This window comes from Heyndrickxia oleronia, from assembly GCF_017809215.1.
Lineage (GTDB): Bacteria > Bacillota > Bacilli > Bacillales > Bacillaceae_C > Heyndrickxia > Heyndrickxia oleronia.
In genome coordinates this window covers 191,627-207,776 of the sequence record NZ_CP065424.1, presented here as the reverse complement: position 1 = coordinate 207,776, position 16,150 = coordinate 191,627, and the positions used below count along the sequence as shown (strand labels likewise).

18 protein-coding genes are annotated in these 16,150 nt (G+C 32.3%); 8 read left to right on the top strand and 10 right to left on the bottom strand.

The window, feature by feature from the left end:
- Window positions 1–85: 85 nt before the first annotated feature.
- Window positions 86–223, bottom strand: a complete 138-nt coding sequence (locus tag I5818_RS26340; RefSeq protein WP_251345992.1) for an RAxF-45 family protein — start codon at window positions 221–223, stop codon at window positions 86–88.
- A gap of 598 nt (window positions 224–821) precedes the next feature.
- Here I5818_RS26340 and I5818_RS01130 point away from each other — a divergent pair.
- Window positions 822–1,631 (top strand): SAM-dependent methyltransferase, encoded by an 810-nt coding sequence (locus I5818_RS01130; RefSeq protein WP_058004294.1) that lies wholly within the window; start codon window positions 822–824, stop codon window positions 1,629–1,631.
- A 325-nt stretch (window positions 1,632–1,956) separates the two neighbouring features.
- Here the strand turns inward: I5818_RS01130 and I5818_RS01125 are convergent, their stop codons facing one another.
- Window positions 1,957–3,141, bottom strand: coding sequence for a multidrug effflux MFS transporter (locus I5818_RS01125; RefSeq protein ID WP_058004295.1), 1,185 nt, complete (start codon window positions 3,139–3,141; stop codon window positions 1,957–1,959).
- Window positions 3,142–3,695: 554 nt separating this feature from the next.
- Here I5818_RS01125 and I5818_RS01120 point away from each other — a divergent pair.
- Entirely contained in the window at window positions 3,696–4,769 is a 1,074-nt protein-coding gene (locus I5818_RS01120) for a hypothetical protein (protein WP_078110494.1), read from the top strand.
- Window positions 4,770–4,853: 84 nt separating this feature from the next.
- On the opposite strand, the gene I5818_RS01115 is transcribed toward I5818_RS01120, so the two are convergent.
- Window positions 4,854–5,432, bottom strand: a complete 579-nt coding sequence (locus tag I5818_RS01115) for a DUF1541 domain-containing protein (RefSeq protein ID WP_390883596.1) — start codon at window positions 5,430–5,432, stop codon at window positions 4,854–4,856.
- Between the two features lie 322 nt (window positions 5,433–5,754).
- On the opposite strand from I5818_RS01115, the gene I5818_RS01110 reads away from it, so the two are divergent.
- Both I5818_RS01110 and arsB read left to right on the top strand, forming a co-directional pair.
- Complete coding sequence (locus tag I5818_RS01110; RefSeq protein ID WP_209391840.1) at window positions 5,755–6,102, top strand: ArsR/SmtB family transcription factor; 348 nt, start codon at window positions 5,755–5,757, stop codon at window positions 6,100–6,102.
- A 24-nt stretch (window positions 6,103–6,126) separates the two neighbouring features.
- Window positions 6,127–7,182, top strand: a complete 1,056-nt coding sequence (gene arsB, locus I5818_RS01105) for an ACR3 family arsenite efflux transporter (protein ID WP_078110036.1) — start codon at window positions 6,127–6,129, stop codon at window positions 7,180–7,182.
- 319 nt (window positions 7,183–7,501) lie between these two features.
- Here arsB and I5818_RS01100 read toward each other — a convergent pair whose 3' ends face one another.
- Complete coding sequence (locus I5818_RS01100; protein WP_071977399.1) at window positions 7,502–8,122, bottom strand: DUF2268 domain-containing putative Zn-dependent protease; 621 nt, start codon at window positions 8,120–8,122, stop codon at window positions 7,502–7,504.
- Window positions 8,123–8,937: 815 nt separating this feature from the next.
- On the opposite strand from I5818_RS01100, the gene I5818_RS01095 reads away from it, so the two are divergent.
- On the top strand, window positions 8,938–9,126 hold the full coding sequence (locus I5818_RS01095) for a sigma factor (protein WP_071977400.1): 189 nt from the start codon (window positions 8,938–8,940) through the stop codon (window positions 9,124–9,126).
- Between the two features lie 227 nt (window positions 9,127–9,353).
- Here I5818_RS01095 and I5818_RS01090 read toward each other — a convergent pair whose 3' ends face one another.
- The gene (locus tag I5818_RS01090; protein ID WP_071977401.1) at window positions 9,354–9,677 is read right to left on the bottom strand and encodes a hypothetical protein; all 324 of its coding nucleotides are present in this window, start codon (window positions 9,675–9,677) and stop codon (window positions 9,354–9,356) included.
- 196 nt (window positions 9,678–9,873) lie between these two features.
- Here I5818_RS01090 and I5818_RS01085 point away from each other — a divergent pair, with 196 nt between their 5' ends.
- Window positions 9,874–10,407, top strand: a complete 534-nt coding sequence (locus I5818_RS01085) for a tubby C-terminal domain-like protein (RefSeq protein WP_071977402.1) — start codon at window positions 9,874–9,876, stop codon at window positions 10,405–10,407.
- 103 nt (window positions 10,408–10,510) lie between these two features.
- On the opposite strand, the gene I5818_RS01080 is transcribed toward I5818_RS01085, so the two are convergent.
- The 3 genes from I5818_RS01080 to I5818_RS01070 all read right to left on the bottom strand — a co-directional run bounded on the left by I5818_RS01080 (window position 10,511) and on the right by I5818_RS01070 (window position 12,487).
- Complete coding sequence (locus I5818_RS01080; protein ID WP_078110038.1) at window positions 10,511–10,882, bottom strand: NUDIX domain-containing protein; 372 nt, start codon at window positions 10,880–10,882, stop codon at window positions 10,511–10,513.
- A gap of 105 nt (window positions 10,883–10,987) precedes the next feature.
- Window positions 10,988–11,641 (bottom strand): hypothetical protein, encoded by a 654-nt coding sequence (locus tag I5818_RS01075; RefSeq protein WP_139254966.1) that lies wholly within the window; start codon window positions 11,639–11,641, stop codon window positions 10,988–10,990.
- Between the two features lie 72 nt (window positions 11,642–11,713).
- Window positions 11,714–12,487 (bottom strand): DUF2268 domain-containing putative Zn-dependent protease, encoded by a 774-nt coding sequence (locus tag I5818_RS01070; protein WP_071977404.1) that lies wholly within the window; start codon window positions 12,485–12,487, stop codon window positions 11,714–11,716.
- Between the two features lie 742 nt (window positions 12,488–13,229).
- Here I5818_RS01070 and I5818_RS25930 point away from each other — a divergent pair.
- Both I5818_RS25930 and I5818_RS01065 read left to right on the top strand, forming a co-directional pair.
- Window positions 13,230–13,475, top strand: coding sequence for a hypothetical protein (locus I5818_RS25930; protein ID WP_235849866.1), 246 nt, complete (start codon window positions 13,230–13,232; stop codon window positions 13,473–13,475).
- A gap of 56 nt (window positions 13,476–13,531) precedes the next feature.
- Window positions 13,532–14,182: a serine hydrolase domain-containing protein gene (locus I5818_RS01065; protein WP_235849864.1), complete on the top strand. Its 651-nt coding sequence runs from the start codon at window positions 13,532–13,534 to the stop codon at window positions 14,180–14,182.
- A gap of 210 nt (window positions 14,183–14,392) precedes the next feature.
- Here I5818_RS01065 and I5818_RS01060 read toward each other — a convergent pair whose 3' ends face one another.
- Both I5818_RS01060 and I5818_RS01055 read right to left on the bottom strand, forming a co-directional pair.
- Window positions 14,393–15,481 carry a low temperature requirement protein A gene (locus I5818_RS01060; protein WP_078111462.1) on the bottom strand — a complete coding sequence of 363 codons (1,089 nt, stop codon included), beginning with the start codon at window positions 15,479–15,481 and terminating at the stop codon, window positions 14,393–14,395.
- A 114-nt stretch (window positions 15,482–15,595) separates the two neighbouring features.
- Window positions 15,596–15,967 carry a hypothetical protein gene (locus I5818_RS01055; protein WP_071977405.1) on the bottom strand — a complete coding sequence of 124 codons (372 nt, stop codon included), beginning with the start codon at window positions 15,965–15,967 and terminating at the stop codon, window positions 15,596–15,598.
- Between the last annotated feature and the right edge of the window lie 183 nt (window positions 15,968–16,150).

Genomic DNA, 16,150 nt, shown 5'->3' with positions numbered 1-16,150 from the left:
CTTTTATAACGAATGGCATAAAAAAAGAAGAGCATGAAAAGCTCCTCTTCAACCATTCGTATATATTGTGGGTTTTGAGATGTTTTCACCGTTTTAGATTTGCTATTAAGTTGTTAAAAAAGGGCATACGTATCCCGTTAACAGCTTTCACAGCAAATTTTGCACGGTTAAAATATAAAAATTCAGTCCAATAACCGCACACTAAAACAGCTTGATTTAACATCATTACCCACCTCCGTATCCTATATATTCAATTACATTTTATTGGTTTTGCAAACAATTTTCAAGAGTTTTCAGTCGAAATGTTGTTATTTTTTAAAAAATTCCTCACTTTATGGGAATACCCTGATTAATAAAATGAATTAGACCAATAAAAATTCAAACTTTTAGATTTGAGGGGTGTAATCCATTCATTCAATCTATCTTTGATCAATTTTCCTTTATTATCCCTATGGTTACAAGTGTTGAACTATTTTCCCCCCGTTTTAAAATAATCTCCTTATTCGCCTTAGTATTTAAAGCCTGTGCTAGTACGATATTGATTGCTATTGTTTTACTAAACGTAGTCTTTTATGAAGTATCAATGCCAGCGAAATTTCATGACAATTCAAAATTCATGTGATTTAATAATATTATTCTATAGGTGTCTTTTCGAAATACATTCAAAATGAAATGAACAATGAAGTGCTGGCAAGCTTAAAGCTATTGATCACATGTACAACCATTTTTTTAATTATGTTTTAAGTGGATTGAGTAAATATCTACTGTGATTGAATGCTCAAGCTAAATCCTAATATTTACCAGCAAAGGAGAATATATAGATGAAAAATAGAGTTGAAACGTTTGTTGAAAAGTATCAATTATATAAAGAGGATAAGATCCAACAAATCCAATTGGAGCATCGTTTTAATTTGGTGGAGACATTCAAGATTAGAAAAGGGATGCATGTTTTAGAAATCGGCTGTGGCCAAGGGGATACGACAGTAGTGTTAGCTGATATGGTAGGGGCGGAAGGAAAAGTTGTTGCCATTGACATCGCTTCACCTAATTATGGAATGCCATTTACCCTTGGGCAAGCAATAGAACGCATAAAGCAATCCGAACTAGGTGCCCGAATTGATTTTCATTTGGAAACAGAGTTTCTGAATTTCCCCATCACTGAGCAGTTCGATGTAGTTGTGTTATCACATAGTTCATGGTACTTTGAGAGCGAACAAAAATTAGCGGATTATTTCAAACGACTACGCCATATCACCAAACGAGTTTGCTTTGCAGAATGGGATTTACGTTTCAGTGATCTCTCACAGCGTGGACATTTTTGTGCCGTGACTATTTTAGCACTTTATTCACAATTCGTTAAAAATGATGGCAACATCCAGCATGTGTTTGGTGAGAGTCAGATTGTAAATTTAATGGCTGAAGCTGGGTTTACATTGCAAGACAAAGAAACTATAGATGCTAGCTTTTTACAGGATGGTTTATGGGAGATGGATTATGCCACTTCCATTCAAAACGAGTTTAACCAGGTTCCCTCTATGATCCAAGCACTTGTATCAAACTATTATGATGTGATGAATGAGAATATCGATAAAAAATCCTTAAATAGTTTTGTGCTTATTTTCGAAGCATAATTTTGTCTATGCGCCTTTCTTTTTTTAGGCTCTTTTCTCAAACATTGTTGCTATTTAAGGAAAGCTATAACTATTAAATATCGACTGAGGATTGCTACACGTATCATTTTACTGAGAAAGAGCCAATTTCCATAAGGACCGCTAAGATCCTTTATTGGGAGTAAAAGCCGGCAGTTGGGCTTTTACAAAAGCAACAAACGATACGAAAACAGCCTTTATTTATATAAAAATGGCGTGAAGTTCTAATTTCACGCCATCTCCAACATTCATAAAATGTCCTTTAAATGAAGAAATAAGCCAAGGTAAAATTCTTCGCCTTAGATTATTATTGTTTTAAAATAAACTTTCTACAAAGTGCCCACATCATCACACTTAATATCAAGAAATAAAATGGCATCATAAACAATGATCCATTATGAAGAAAACTCATCCCCGATGTTACTAAACTAACCAACAAATAATAGCCAAGACTAAAAATAGCTCCAGCAGTCCCAACAACATCATGAAAGTCTACGAGGGCAAGACTTAAACAATTTGGTAAAGCCACACCCGCACCCATTAGCATGATAAAAATGGTCGTCAAAATACCTCCCGTCAATACTATATTGGGTAGAGTTGTGAACGTGTTGATTAATAATAATAATAATAGAGATCCGATAGACATAATGAAACAGCCAAGGTGAATAATTTTCTCTGGTTGGAATTTGGTTAACAGTCTTTTTGAAATCATAGCTCCTATAATAGATGCAAAAGCCACGATAACTCCTAAAAAACCATAGATTCCCGGAGACATGTGAAAATGTTCAATAAAGATAAAGGGAGCCTCAGCATAATAACTAAATAATATCCCATTTATTCCACCGATCAGCAATCCATAGACTAATACTCGTGGTGATGAGACAATTCGCTTGATAACTGAAAAAATAGGGACCCTTTTTCTAGTTAAAGCATTCGTTGTTTCGGATAGCCTAAAATAAGCATAAATAAACAACAAAACACTCATTGCAACTAGGACAAAAAATACAGCCTTAAACCCAAACGCCTGATCAACCCAACCGCCAATAATTGGTCCAATTGCAGGTGTAAAGGCAATTACTGCAGATATTTTCGCAAACATCTCATGCCTTTTACTGCCAGTTACACTTTCACGTAAAATTGTTTGTGTAATGACAGAGCCCGTAGCTGCCCCAAAGGCTTGAATGAATCGACTAACAAGAAGCAAAGTAATAGATTCAGAGTAATAACACATTAAACTCCCAATTCCATAAAAAACTAAACCGCCTAACATCGCAGGTCTTCGTCCAATAAAGTCAGAGAGCCATCCCCAACAGAAAACGCCCAAAGCAAACCCTATAAAATAGATACTTAAAGTTAACTGTACAGAATTATTTGAAACTCCGAATGCCACAGAAATATCCGGTAATGATGGTGTATAAATTGTTTCACTTATTTGTGGAAAAGCCACAAGTACAATCATTAAAAATAAAGATGGTGTTGCATATTTTTTCATTTTATTTTGCCCTCCTACAAGCATGGTCTACTTTTTTAAAACACTATAGACCTAGCTAGGGAAACGGAGGGATCATGATAAGTATACGATTATATGATGTCATTAATAAATCACCTTAAATATGCTTTAAGTAGGAGAGCATAGTTTTGCTTTTATTATATAGTCTTTTATTATTAAAAGAAATCTTACCCATGACTTTTGATGAACATAAAGATTAACCCTTTAAAACTGAACAAGTCTAACAAGGTTTCACATTTGAGCAAAGCGATTCACCCATTTTTAACCTTCTATCTACATTTCTATTTAACTACTTAGAATGCTTATTTTTATTAATATAAATTAATGCAATCCCATTGATCTCTTGTTTTTTTTAAATAAAAAACCCAAGAAATTAAGTTTTTACATATTGTTTTGAGGATAAATTCTAATTCTCCCCCCTCTAATTGAAGGAATGCTCCGCTAGACGTGGAATAGTTTAAAAGAAGGGATAAAGTGATCTCCCTGATATTACGTTAATATAAGTAAAACACTATGATGAACCGAGGATTTAACCGATGAAACTGCAACTACTCTATCATGAATACTTAAATATTAAATTCAGCAGAAAAATACAGTCCGTTCAACTGGACTGCTTTGAATACTGCCTGCTTGAAAACGATAGCGCAGAATTATTTTTTGTCGATAGTGGGAACGAGTCATTTGTTGAGTGGGCATATGAATTAGAGCCGAAAGATCCAAATTATATGATGAATCCTAACTGGAAGCCTGTTCTCTCAGCATTTTTCAAGCAACTAGATATATATGATGAATTAATATTATATTATTTACTATTTACTATTAACAGGACGACATCCATTGTTAGCAACAACCCGTTCAATGCAATGAATGATTTTATGAAAAACTATTGTTTTTTTCAGTTAGCACAATTGACTGATGCTACTAAATTAAATAAGGAACAAAAACACCAATTAAGAGACTTTTTCTTCTTTTTCTATCTTTATACTCACCCGGTTAACGAAGAAACTCTCTACTCTTTTTCATTCGAAGGAAAGGATTTGGTCCATACGAAAACCAATATCCACCTGGAAGATTACTTTTCTAAATTTCACGATTACTACAAGGAGAACCTCAACAAGTATAGAGATCAAATAATGATTAATCCACATGAAATAGATGCATGTAAGAATCTCACACTAGAATTGTTAAGGTCCATCGAAGGGAAATCGCCCAAGCTGTCGCTGCCTCCTGAAGAGGGGTTAGAGGATGTAATACGACTAATCAATAATGTTGATTATTTATTACATATATATTCCGAAAATAAAACAACATTATTCAGTATCATGGAAGGCTTTCTCGCCAACAATTGCTCCACTCCCTATCGTGACCATTGTTTCACCATGTTGCTTCAGAATTATGTGTGCTATATCCTATACTTTAACTTTGATGAAATTCATGAATTGGTCGATTACTTTAAAGGCACTCCACTATCGTGTGAATTACTTATCAATAAAATGTTTACGGATGCCATCTTTATTCAAAAGATAATGAGACAGAACAACATAAATATTACCGAGTATAATAATTTCATCAAATTTTTCAATGATGATACACAAAGCATGTATTTGTAAGTAAAAAACAAAGAACGATTTGGAGCCACTTTTATTGGTTGGAAAGAAAAAGCTAATGCAAATGCACTAGCTTTTTTAACTATCTTATTTAGCAGTTACTTCATCTTCAGTTACCCATTTATGATTCTTTACCACAGGACCACCAGTTGTCGGTGTGTAATCGACCATATAGACGGTCGTTTTTTCCGAAGAGACGATTTCAGCACTCGCACCTTTCATTCCCTTCATATGATCTGCTTCTAAGGTAACTTCTGTTCCAGGTTTCAATGTCTTCTTTCCTGCATCTTTGATTTCCTCTTGGATAACCCATTTATGATTTTCTACTTTCGGTCCACCAGTGGTCGGAGTATATGTAACTACATATGCAGTGGTATCAAAAGCTCCTGAAATAGTTGCTTCAGCATCCTTCATTCCATTCATATGATCTGTTTTAAGTATCACTTTATCTCCTATTTTATACGTTGGATGTTCAGCTACCTTTAAGCCGTTTGGAACTTCACCAGAACTTGAGTGTTCCATGTGCTCCTTAGTCACACTGCTAGCAGGCTTAGATCCCATGTCCAATTTTTTATTATCTGTTGAGTCATTGCTTTTTCCACATGCTGTTAACGCAAAGATTAGCATTAACGCAACAATTCCTATTATGAATTTTTGGTACATAATTATTCCTCCTAAAACATTTGATTGAATGAATCTCGCCTCTTATGTAATGGAAATAACAATATTATTAATTTTCCCCTAATCCTATATAGGTAAACAAAATGCTGCTCAAACATAATAATTTATGCATCAAGAGATTAGACTCTACTTTATTGAAAACAGGAGGATAAAAAGTATGGTGATTTATAACTTTATCAGTGCATACACTAATTAGAAAAAAAAATGATTGAATGACTCCCCTTGCTTATATAAGTAAATAGTTATATATTTATTAATTGAATCATATATAAGCAAATAATTATATATCTATATAAGAGGTGCTCAAATGCAAGAAACATTACCCGATATTGAACGTACATCAAAAGTTCTTAAATTACTTGGTGATAAAACAAGATTAACAATGGTTGCTTTATTAATGAAACGCGAATTATGCGTATGTGAATTTCAGGAAGTTTTCGATATGACCCAACCATCTATTAGTCAACATTTACGTAAATTAAAGGATTCTGATCTAGTAAAAGAATCACGAAAAGGGCAATGGATCTATTATTCATTGAATAAAAGTAGTGAGTTCTATCGCCTCATTAATTATGTAACGACGCAAATACCTGACCAAGAAGAAACCATTAAACAAATTGATAAGAGTAATCCAACCATCCGCTGCGGTTGTTAATCAAACATGGAGGTGACAAAAAACATGAGTCATACTGAAAAAAAACGATTATCATTTCTTGATAGATATTTAACACTATGGATATTTCTTGCAATGGCTATAGGAATTGGACTTGGTTACATATTTCCCGGAATGATCAATGGATTAAATAAGTTTCAAATTGGAACTACATCTATTCCGTTAGCTATTGGGTTAATACTTATGATGTATCCTCCGCTAGCCAAAGTACGTTATGAGGAAATTGGTCGAGTGTTTAAAAATATTAAGGTTCTGGCTTTATCCCTTGTTCAAAACTGGATTATTGGTCCGATTCTGATGTTTTTTCTTGCCATCATTTTCTTACCTGATAAGCCAGAATACATGATAGGACTTATTATGATTGGATTGGCACGCTGTATTGCTATGGTCATTGTTTGGAATGATCTAGCCAAAGGGGATACAGATTATGCTGCAGGGTTAGTTGCATTTAACTCAATTTTCCAAGTCATCTTTTTTTCCATCTATGCTTATGTCTTTGTAACAGTAATTCCAGAGTGGTTCGGATTACAAGGTGCAATTATCGATATTACCATTGGAGAGGTAGCGAAATCAGTATTTATTTACCTAGGCATTCCTTTTGTGGCAGGAATGATTACAAGATTTACATTAGTGAAAGCAAAGGGGAGATATTGGTATGAGAAGGTATTTATCCCTAAAATCAGTCCAATTACTTTAATCGCCCTACTATTTACTATTATTGTGATGTTCTCCTTAAAGGGAGATATGATTGTTGCATTGCCATTAGATGTAGTGAGAATTGCTATTCCTTTACTTGTTTACTTCGTTATCATGTTCTTTGTATCTTTCTTTTTAGGAAAAAAATTAGGTACCAATTATCCAGTAACAACTACATTAGCTTTTACAGCAGGAAGTAATAACTTTGAATTGGCTATCGCTGTCGCTGTTGGGGTGTTTGGAATACATTCAGGAGTTGCCTTTGCCGCAGTAATTGGTCCTTTAGTGGAAGTACCAGTAATGATTGCATTAGTCAATGTTGCACTCTGGTTTAAGAAAAAATATTACAGTGAGAATGCAGTATAAATTCAAATACTAACAGTTCTAAACAATGAAGATCTAGTAGTGGACGCTTTGATCAGCAAAAAATGTCTGTTCACCCATTTAAAAGTAAAGAGAGTTCATTGATGATATCCCAAAAGCAGAAGTAACAAATGAAATAAATAAAAAAATGGTCCACCTAATTATAAATTAATTACTGGACCATTTTAGCTTTTTTACTAATAAAGGAAGTTTACTCTCTACTTTATATAGGTTCTTCAGTGTCTACAACTTTAACTTGGTTATAATAGTTATTTTGTCAATTGATTTTGGATCAAATCATAATCCTTCATTAAAACAATAATTAACTATTAGGAGAAAACCTACTCCTCTTCAGAATTTCATCAGAGTCCATAAAAGTCCATTCTTTAATAGGAATATCAGGATTTTTCCGCAAAAAATCTTGCATAATTTGATAACCAATTTTGTAATCGGACCATTTAGGAATAACACCGTTTCCGGCATTCATCTCTGCTAAGTCGTTATTATTAAAAGAATACCTCTTATCTTTTGCCCAATCCCAAATTGTTAGTTCCACATCTGAAGATAATTCATCTGTCCATGGAACGTTTATCTCAGGGTTGATCAAGGTAGCAAAGGAGTCAGCCTTACCTTCAGATAAAATATAATCAAATAAATCTCTTTGTTTATCTTTCTTGCCCTCAAAGTAAACAATATGGTGATATTCATGTGCCACGGTGTATTGGAGCATCTCCTCTTTATATTTTTGAGGAGCTATTTGTAAAACTATAATTTGGTTAGAGGTCGCAAATGCTGTAACTCCACTCATTTGACTTATGATAGTATACTGGTCTGGATTAAACGGGAATAAATATATGGTTGTCTTTCCACCATGAAGAAGGTTAGAGGACTTTTCTAACGTTTCTTTTATTAAATGACTAAAATGTTCATAGTTTTTATCCAATAATTGAATTGATTCATTCAGTCGATCGACATTTATAGGCGCTGCAAAATTATATTTATCTTTTAACCAATGTGCACCATTTTCGCCAAATGCTTCTTTTCGGAAAGGTTCGACAACTGTCGATATGTATAATTCTTTATGGTTTGGATCTAAATTCTCTTTTACTTTTTGTATGTATTCGAGGATAGGGTTAAAAACTGGTACAATTTGAAACTCTTGTTCTCCTACCTTAAAATGAATTGGAGTAGCATTTTTTATCGTATAACTTTGGGAGTTTTCAACATGGTTAGAGGATTTAACCGTTATAGTTGAATCTTTAGGTGCTGAAGTCCGTTCTTCGATACAACCTGTTAATAAACATATAATTATAAAGGAAACTAAAACTAAGTGCCTATAAATATTTAAAACCCCCTATTATAAAAATGAAATTTCAAAATTATCAATCACTAATATTTTAACATAAATTACAAATGGTTTATAATAACCTTCCGTTCACATGATCCAAGGGGCATCTCTTTAATAAGGGATACTCTTTTCTTTTTAAAGTAGAAAATAAGACTGTAAATCAAATTTGGAAATTGCATATATAACAGAGCTTCACTTGATAGAAATTTAACGAAAGAGAAAATGAACCCGTGATTTTTAATATGGCTGCTTGACATAGAGTAATAGACAAATGCTAACTTGAGATAAAGTCATTTCATTCGATGTATGCAACTAATTGATACTCTTATATATCTAATATATTGAAAAACAAACCAGTCAGTAAAAGGGGGGCTGAATGGTATAATTAAAAACATTAGTCAAAAAGACAAGTGTTTGTTTCGCTTGTAAAGCAATATGAAGATGTATTATATCGGACTGCAAGTAGATTGTTGAATAATGATGAGGATCTAGCTGATGCTATGCAGGATGCTTTCATTTCGGCTTATGAAAAATTACATACACTAAAAAATGATGAGTACTTCAATACTTGGATTTGTAAAATCCTAATCTATAAATGAAACAGCATACTCAATAAGAATAAAGATATTTTGGTGATTGATGGGGATTTATTTCTTCAAGATAGAGATGATGAATTTCAGAAGATAGGATTCGCCTCATAATATAATTCTATTTATATACTTTAATAACCTGTATTATTAAATTAAATGGCCCTTTAGTACAATAAGAAAAAGCAGATTAACCTTGTTGATCAAATCTCCCCCCCTTTCGTTCAATAAGAACAAATTCAATATAGTTCGGATGGAACAAATATAATTTGACCTTTATCTCCTAACTCTTTCTTTACCTTTTTCCATAATTGTAATCCTTTTTCATTGTAATTTTCCTGTAGCTTTAATCCATTTTCCTTTAATGAATCCGTTTCTAAATCAATCCAATTACCATATACCAATACCCATTCCATTAGTTCTTTCATTAAATTATCGGATAAAGGAAATTCTTCTATATCAAGATTCCAACCGCATATATTACACCAAATAGGGTCAGCCGAAAAATCCGCCTCAAGTTTAAATGAACTTGTAAAATTGCATTTACAAACTTCTTTTAACATCAATAGTCACTCCCCAAACATATAATTTCTCCAACAAGTGATTCAAATATCCTGGCCCTTTACTAAAAAAAGAATTGCCAAAACAGGCCGTTCAATTGTTTTTATACTAAAACACCGGATTATTAATTAATGTCTACCTAAAAGGAACTTTAATATATAATAATAAATGGTGAATCGATTGGGCTGGGAGGAAACAATGGAACAGTTTACTTATCAAGTTCCTGAAAAGGTGCATATTACAACAATAATACCAATACTAAACGAAAAAAAAGAAGTTGCATTCGAAATAAGAAAACAGCAACATAAATTCCTTGCACGTATCGTCCACAACACATTACGAAGTGGTATTCCTTATAGTTATAAATTAGCTAATGGGTATGGAAAACCACTATATACTATAGACTGTGCGTTTCCTGGCATTAAGTACAAATTAACTGACAATTTATCCTCGCAAACCGTTTCTATAGTTTCTCAAAGAGTTCAACTAATTGAAAAAGCGTATCAATTTAGATTGGATAGCCACGATTATTTTTTTGAAAAAGATTATACAGGTGCTGGTTACCTCAAATGTGATAATGACCTAGTAGCCACTGTTTCGATGTCCCTTAAATTGAATACTTCTTTGTTCAAAAACTCGGAATTGGATACTATTTTAATAAAATCAACAACGCAGAAATTCGCTGGTCTTGCTGCCGTATTGTATCATACGTTTTATTACTATGGTGCTTAATAATAGCATACAAATGTCAAACTGTTGTTCAACAAACTTGCACCTTTAGTCGAAAAGAAAAAAAGCCGTTGATCTATACTTTTGCCCACGTTAGCTCTATAATTTAAATCAATTTTAACGCTTCATGAACTGCCCAAATTTGATGTTCATGAAATAAATTTCCTACTGCTCGAATTGGTTCAACCCATATAAGTAAGTGATCCTCTTCTGTTGGTTCACTTACCTGTTTTCCCATTTCGCATAGATAAAAATATCCTTCGCTAAGGTAATACTTATATTCATTTGTGGAAAAGAAATATCTTTGAGCACATCCTATAAAATGACCTACTTCTATTTCCATCCCCATTTCTTCTAATGCTTCCCTTTTTATACACTCTTCGTGAGTCTCAGTATTTTCTATTCCTCCGCCAGGAAGAAAATACTTACCATCACCTGTTTCAATGATTGCAATTCTATCTTTCTGATTATTAAACATTAAACATTAAACAATAAACAGCTGGCCTTTTTATAATTACATTTTTTTATAAAACTTTACTTCAAAAAAAATAACTGCAATTTAGCAGCTCCATTAGATTATATATTATTTAAAGATCAGTTTAATATTTTTAATATGGTTAAAGATTAGTTTCACTTGGAATACAGTCCAAATGATTAAGAAAATAGCTGATAGACTAAATAGGGAAATTGGAAACAAATAATACCAATCAGGAAAATACTGATGTACAACAAAAAAGTTCTTTCCATTATACCTTTCAATTGGATATGCAACTCTAGTTAATAAATTATCCTTTAATTGAGCTTTGCTAGGAAATGAATAATTAGGTACCTTACTAAATTTATTGTCCTTACTTGTGTATATAGCTATATATTCATCGGTATGAAATCTATTATTTATTTCTTTTACAGCATTACCAATCTTATCAATTTGTTGTGTAGAAAGATTGTTAACTTCTATCATATTGAGCAGATTATTACGGGATATTCCATAATTTTTATGGACTGAATTTGCAATGAATAAGCTAATTATCCCTAAAACCAGAAGAAATAAAGAACCAAAACCTAACCAGTTATTTTTAGTCTTAATTTTAATCCCTCCATTGTAAATATTTAATAGAAAATATTCTCCAAAAAAGTTAAAACTCCTGTTTAAATATTCCAATCGTCTTTCACTAAACTGCCCCTTCAGGTTAGTAACTTCAACAAAAAAAAGCGTTAATCTTGAACTTCTTCCCAATATTTAGAACCGAATTTAACAATTGAAGGTCAATTCATCTTCAATTAACACTCCCTTTTAGCAAAAAGTAAACTATTCTATAAACAAATATGAAGGTGACACGGTTAATTCTTCAATAGAAATATCTTTGTTATTATCAAGGTACCACTTCACCAAATAGTATCCTAATGCATAACCGCCCCAAAAAGGTATTCCTTCTTCTTCATTACCAAACATAAATACATCAGTTGATGTACCTTTATCGTTTATATGTTGTATATAATGGCTCTCCCATAGATTCTTAGCTTGAATTTCGGATAATGCATCTTTAAAAGGACCCAAATATTTTTCACCCAATTTTAAACGAATAAAGTGCTCCGCTAAACCTTCTAATATCATTCGGTCAAGTAAAGTCTGGTTTGCTTCATTAATTTCTAAAGCACTTATTCTCCAGTGGTGATGATATTCGTGTGTAATAACAGACTTTAACATTTTACGTACATTTTCTTCTGGAAAAACTGTAAAACACATCTTTCCATCCCAATTGGTAAATGCAGATACTCCACCAAGTTTTGATTTAACGAAGTCATCCTCCTCGTCTAAAATAAATAACTCAAACTGTATTATTCTATTAGATGGGTATTGTTTTTGCAAAAGCACAAGTTCCTCTTTTATAAAATTTTCAAAACCTAGCATTCGCATTTTATTTAATTGTTTTTCAAGTAAACAAATATTATTATTTAAATTAAACATCCCGAAAAATAGCATCATTTCTAATTCTTCTTCATCAAATTTAAAAACATCTAAAAAAATCTCTTTTCTATTTCCATCTGGATTTAATCTCACAATCGATATAAATTTCTGCATATCGTCAAGTCTAGATATAGTCTTTACTAATAAATTTGTTTGACTAATTGTTCTCCACTCCAATCCAAAAGAATTTACTATGAATTTTACTTATTCAAGTAATTGATAGTAGTACACCTATAGTTAAAGCCTTTTTTCTGAACAACTAAATATTTTAATTCTTTATCATTTTACGAAGTTCCTTTTTATACTAACTTGTCCCGTTAGCTTAATATCTGAAACAAAAATGCGTTATCCTTCTCGATTCACTCCCCCTTTAGTTGAATAAAAAATAAACAATAATAACTAGATATTAAGCTTAGGTATGGCCACAAAAATTCTACATTCATTCTTTGTGGTGAAAAGCTTTGAGTATTTGATTCATGGATGGCTACCAGGGCTGTTTACTTTAAGAAGGATTACTTACATTATTTATAGAACATATATATGAGAAGTTTTGCTTAAGAAGATAAATAATGAAACGATTATATAAGTTTCTCTAGTATTTTTTGGTTCTCTTAATTGCAGGTTTAATATTTAATATTAAATTCAATTTTTTAAACATAATTTAAATATCTTTATAGAATTCCCAGCAGCATTAGGAGTTTCATTAGGTATTATTTTTTTGACAAAAAAATCAAAGCAAAGTAATTTCTTATTATGCTAATGGATGCAAGAATTAAAATAGTTGAGTTCGCTATGATGACTTTTTTTGTTCCACTACGGGGTAGTTTAGTTTAACAATAAAAAAGGGGGATCTTTATTGAATCTATTTACTGATTTGGATGTAGCCAGTCCTAAAATTAATTATATGAATGAACTATTATTAAACGAATTTGATAAAAAGATTAAAAAGGATAATGTTGATAGTTGTCTTATTCTTCAAGATAGTGCGTTAGTCTATAAATACTTTAGAAATAACAAAATGAGAGTTAAACAACATAAAATAAATTCTGTAACCAAAAGTGTGTTATCAGCGCTCATTGGAATTGCTTTAATTAAGGGTTAATTAAAAGTGTTCATGTTCCAATTGTACACTACTTCCCAGAACTTAGAAGACCTGGTGTGGATAAAAGAAAATTAGAAATTACGGTCTTTCACTTGTTAACTATGACGGCAGGATTACGATGGACAAGTAATAAAGAAATGGAAAGCAGTAAGAATTGGGTGCGCTACATACTTGAGCGCCCTATGGAACAACAACCAGGCATTGCCATGAATTATTGCTGCGGCTACTCCCACTTACTAAGTGCCATTTTAAGTAAAACAAGTGGAATGGACGTTAGTACATTTGCACAAAAGTTTTTATTTGGACCTTTAGATATAAAAGATTACAGGTGGCCTTCGGATGCACAAGGAATTTCAAACGGCGGATTTGGTTTAGCCATGCAAACTATTGATATGCTGAAAATTGGATATTTGTATTTAAACAATGGGAATTGGTTTTCCAAACAGATCCTACCAGAAAGCTGGGTTAAAGATTCTACAACAGCTAGACTAAATTCCTATGGTTATCATTGGTGGGTATTATCAGGAAAAGTTGATATCCCTAAGGTTTACTATGCACAAGGCTACGGTGGAAACAATATCATTATCGTCCCCGATTATCAATTAATAACAGTATTCACAGGAACTATCTTCGAGGACTCTTCTCGACCATTTCGTTTATTTAATGAACTCATTCTTCCTGCTGTAATGAACATAAATCAAGCCTGATCTGCATTTGATAAAATCTTTTTAAACTTTAACAAACTCATAATGAGCCTGCTAATAATATTGAACTAATCTTTCCCTTTAGAACAAAAAGAAAAGCTGGCTAACTCTTGTTATTCAGCTCTTTAGTCTATATAAGCAATTTCTTTATTAATATACTAAACACACTTCTGATTATTGTACCGCTACTAAGACATTATCGTAATCTGGTAGTTACGTTGTTACTTTGGCATATATAAGAAAGAATACAGCTAACTGAACAAATATAAAGATGTTTGGAACGATTAGGGCAAGATCTATAATAAGAAATGCTGCTAATATTAATAAAAATAAACCTAAATGGAAAATGTTCAAACGATGCTTAATAATTCGATATTTATGGAACACCAGTGTGGTTGATAAAAAGTAGATAAGAGTGGCCGCAAAGGTCAAGATTAACAAAAACTGATAATGGATGTCCTTTAAAAAGGCTAACTGAATCGCCGATGCAATGATACTTAAGGACATATAAATAAATAAATGCCCATAAATAATCGCTTGCCCGGTGGATTTTATTTTTTTGTCAATCTTTTTCTCTATATTATCAAAATATTGCCACCACATAGCAATAACAATGATAAATGATATCATGGTAAAAATAATCGCTTCCCACTCTCCTTTTTCTGGATGTAAGACAGCAATTAAGCTTACGATTGATTCTCCAAACAAAATAATAGAAAAAAGTCCAAACCTTTCTAGCAGGTGAGAGGTATCTGTTGGAGCCTTGACGAGATATTTACGACCTAAAATAGGGACAACAATATCAATAAAAATACCTAAGTATAGGATAAGATATCGTGGCCAGGAGACAAAGAAAACGGAAATTAAGGAGACAGTAATACCAATTAAAAAGACATACCCTAAATAAACCGCTGCTCGTCTGCGAGGTCCACTCTCCCACCTACTAATCCATAGATATTGCATAGATGTTAATAGGCGGATTCCTATGTAACCTATGAGGAAAGGAATATAATATGGATCAAAGTTAACAGACAGGCTAGCTGTCATCAATATGATAAATATCATTTGAGTGATCATAAACAAACGTTGGGTAACACAATCTTTACCAAATCGATTGATAAATAAAGACTGACCTACCCAAGCCCACCAAATAGGGACGAAAATTAAAACAAACTTTAACAGATATTCAACCGGGATAACCCCATGTTCCTCATGCATTAACAGGTGCGTAGCTTTTGCTATTGCAGCCACAAAGATTAAATCAAAAAGTGCCTCTAACCACGTTAAGTTCTTATTTTCCATGAATGTTTCTACTCCTCTATGCAAAAATAAATCCTACTCCAGCTAGATCATATCAAACTGTAAATCATAAAATATCAGCATGACTACTTTTTTAAGGCACCCATAGTCTGTAAATTATAAACTTGTAACATTATCAAATTGAGTGGACTTCCCATTAATCAAGATATCAATAACTTCATGTTCGGGGTCTAACGTCAATTTATAAACATGTTGTTCGATTAAACCATCTTGTCTATTTGTTTCATCTAACTTTACTTTTAATGTGTCACCTTGTACCTCAAGGTCAGTAACAACTGTTCCCTTTGATTGGTAAAAAATGTAAGCAATATCTTCTCCATCATTCATTAGTTGGAGTGTATGGTGATAATCGATTTTATCTTGTACATCATCTGGAATAACATCAATTTCACTAATACTTAAGCTTGATGAATTACACGCTGCTAGAAGAGATGTTGTAAATAATAACAAGAACAATATTTTTCTCAAAGAATTTTCCTCCTGACCATTTTTTACACTTAACTGAGATATAAATATTCATACCTTTATTGTACTAATAAATAATAAAAGATGGAGTGAAAACTCAATTTCACTCCATCTTTTTAAACAACTATTTTATTTTTTATAGGTCTTAATTTTTTTTAATCAAATTTAATATTCGCAGACAATAAA

What these genes read in the sequence shown, in the direction of transcription:
- arsB (WP_078110036.1), top strand. Translation starts at nt 6,127, where the DNA reads ATGAGTCATACTGAAAAAAAACGATTATCATTTCTTGATAGATATTTA.
- I5818_RS01085 (WP_071977402.1), top strand. Translation starts at nt 9,874, where the DNA reads ATGGAACAGTTTACTTATCAAGTTCCTGAAAAGGTGCATATTACAACA.
- I5818_RS26340 (WP_251345992.1), bottom strand. Translation starts at nt 223, where the DNA reads ATGTTAAATCAAGCTGTTTTAGTGTGCGGTTATTGGACTGAATTTTTA.
- I5818_RS01110 (WP_209391840.1), top strand. Translation starts at nt 5,755, where the DNA reads ATGCAAGAAACATTACCCGATATTGAACGTACATCAAAAGTTCTTAAA.
- I5818_RS01090 (WP_071977401.1), bottom strand. Translation starts at nt 9,677, where the DNA reads ATGTTAAAAGAAGTTTGTAAATGCAATTTTACAAGTTCATTTAAACTT.
- I5818_RS01120 (WP_078110494.1), top strand. Translation starts at nt 3,696, where the DNA reads ATGAAACTGCAACTACTCTATCATGAATACTTAAATATTAAATTCAGC.
- I5818_RS01130 (WP_058004294.1), top strand. Translation starts at nt 822, where the DNA reads ATGAAAAATAGAGTTGAAACGTTTGTTGAAAAGTATCAATTATATAAA.
- I5818_RS01070 (WP_071977404.1), bottom strand. Translation starts at nt 12,487, where the DNA reads ATGCAGAAATTTATATCGATTGTGAGATTAAATCCAGATGGAAATAGA.
- I5818_RS01080 (WP_078110038.1), bottom strand. Translation starts at nt 10,882, where the DNA reads ATGTTTAATAATCAGAAAGATAGAATTGCAATCATTGAAACAGGTGAT.
- I5818_RS01060 (WP_078111462.1), bottom strand. Translation starts at nt 15,481, where the DNA reads ATGGAAAATAAGAACTTAACGTGGTTAGAGGCACTTTTTGATTTAATC.
- I5818_RS01125 (WP_058004295.1), bottom strand. Translation starts at nt 3,141, where the DNA reads ATGAAAAAATATGCAACACCATCTTTATTTTTAATGATTGTACTTGTG.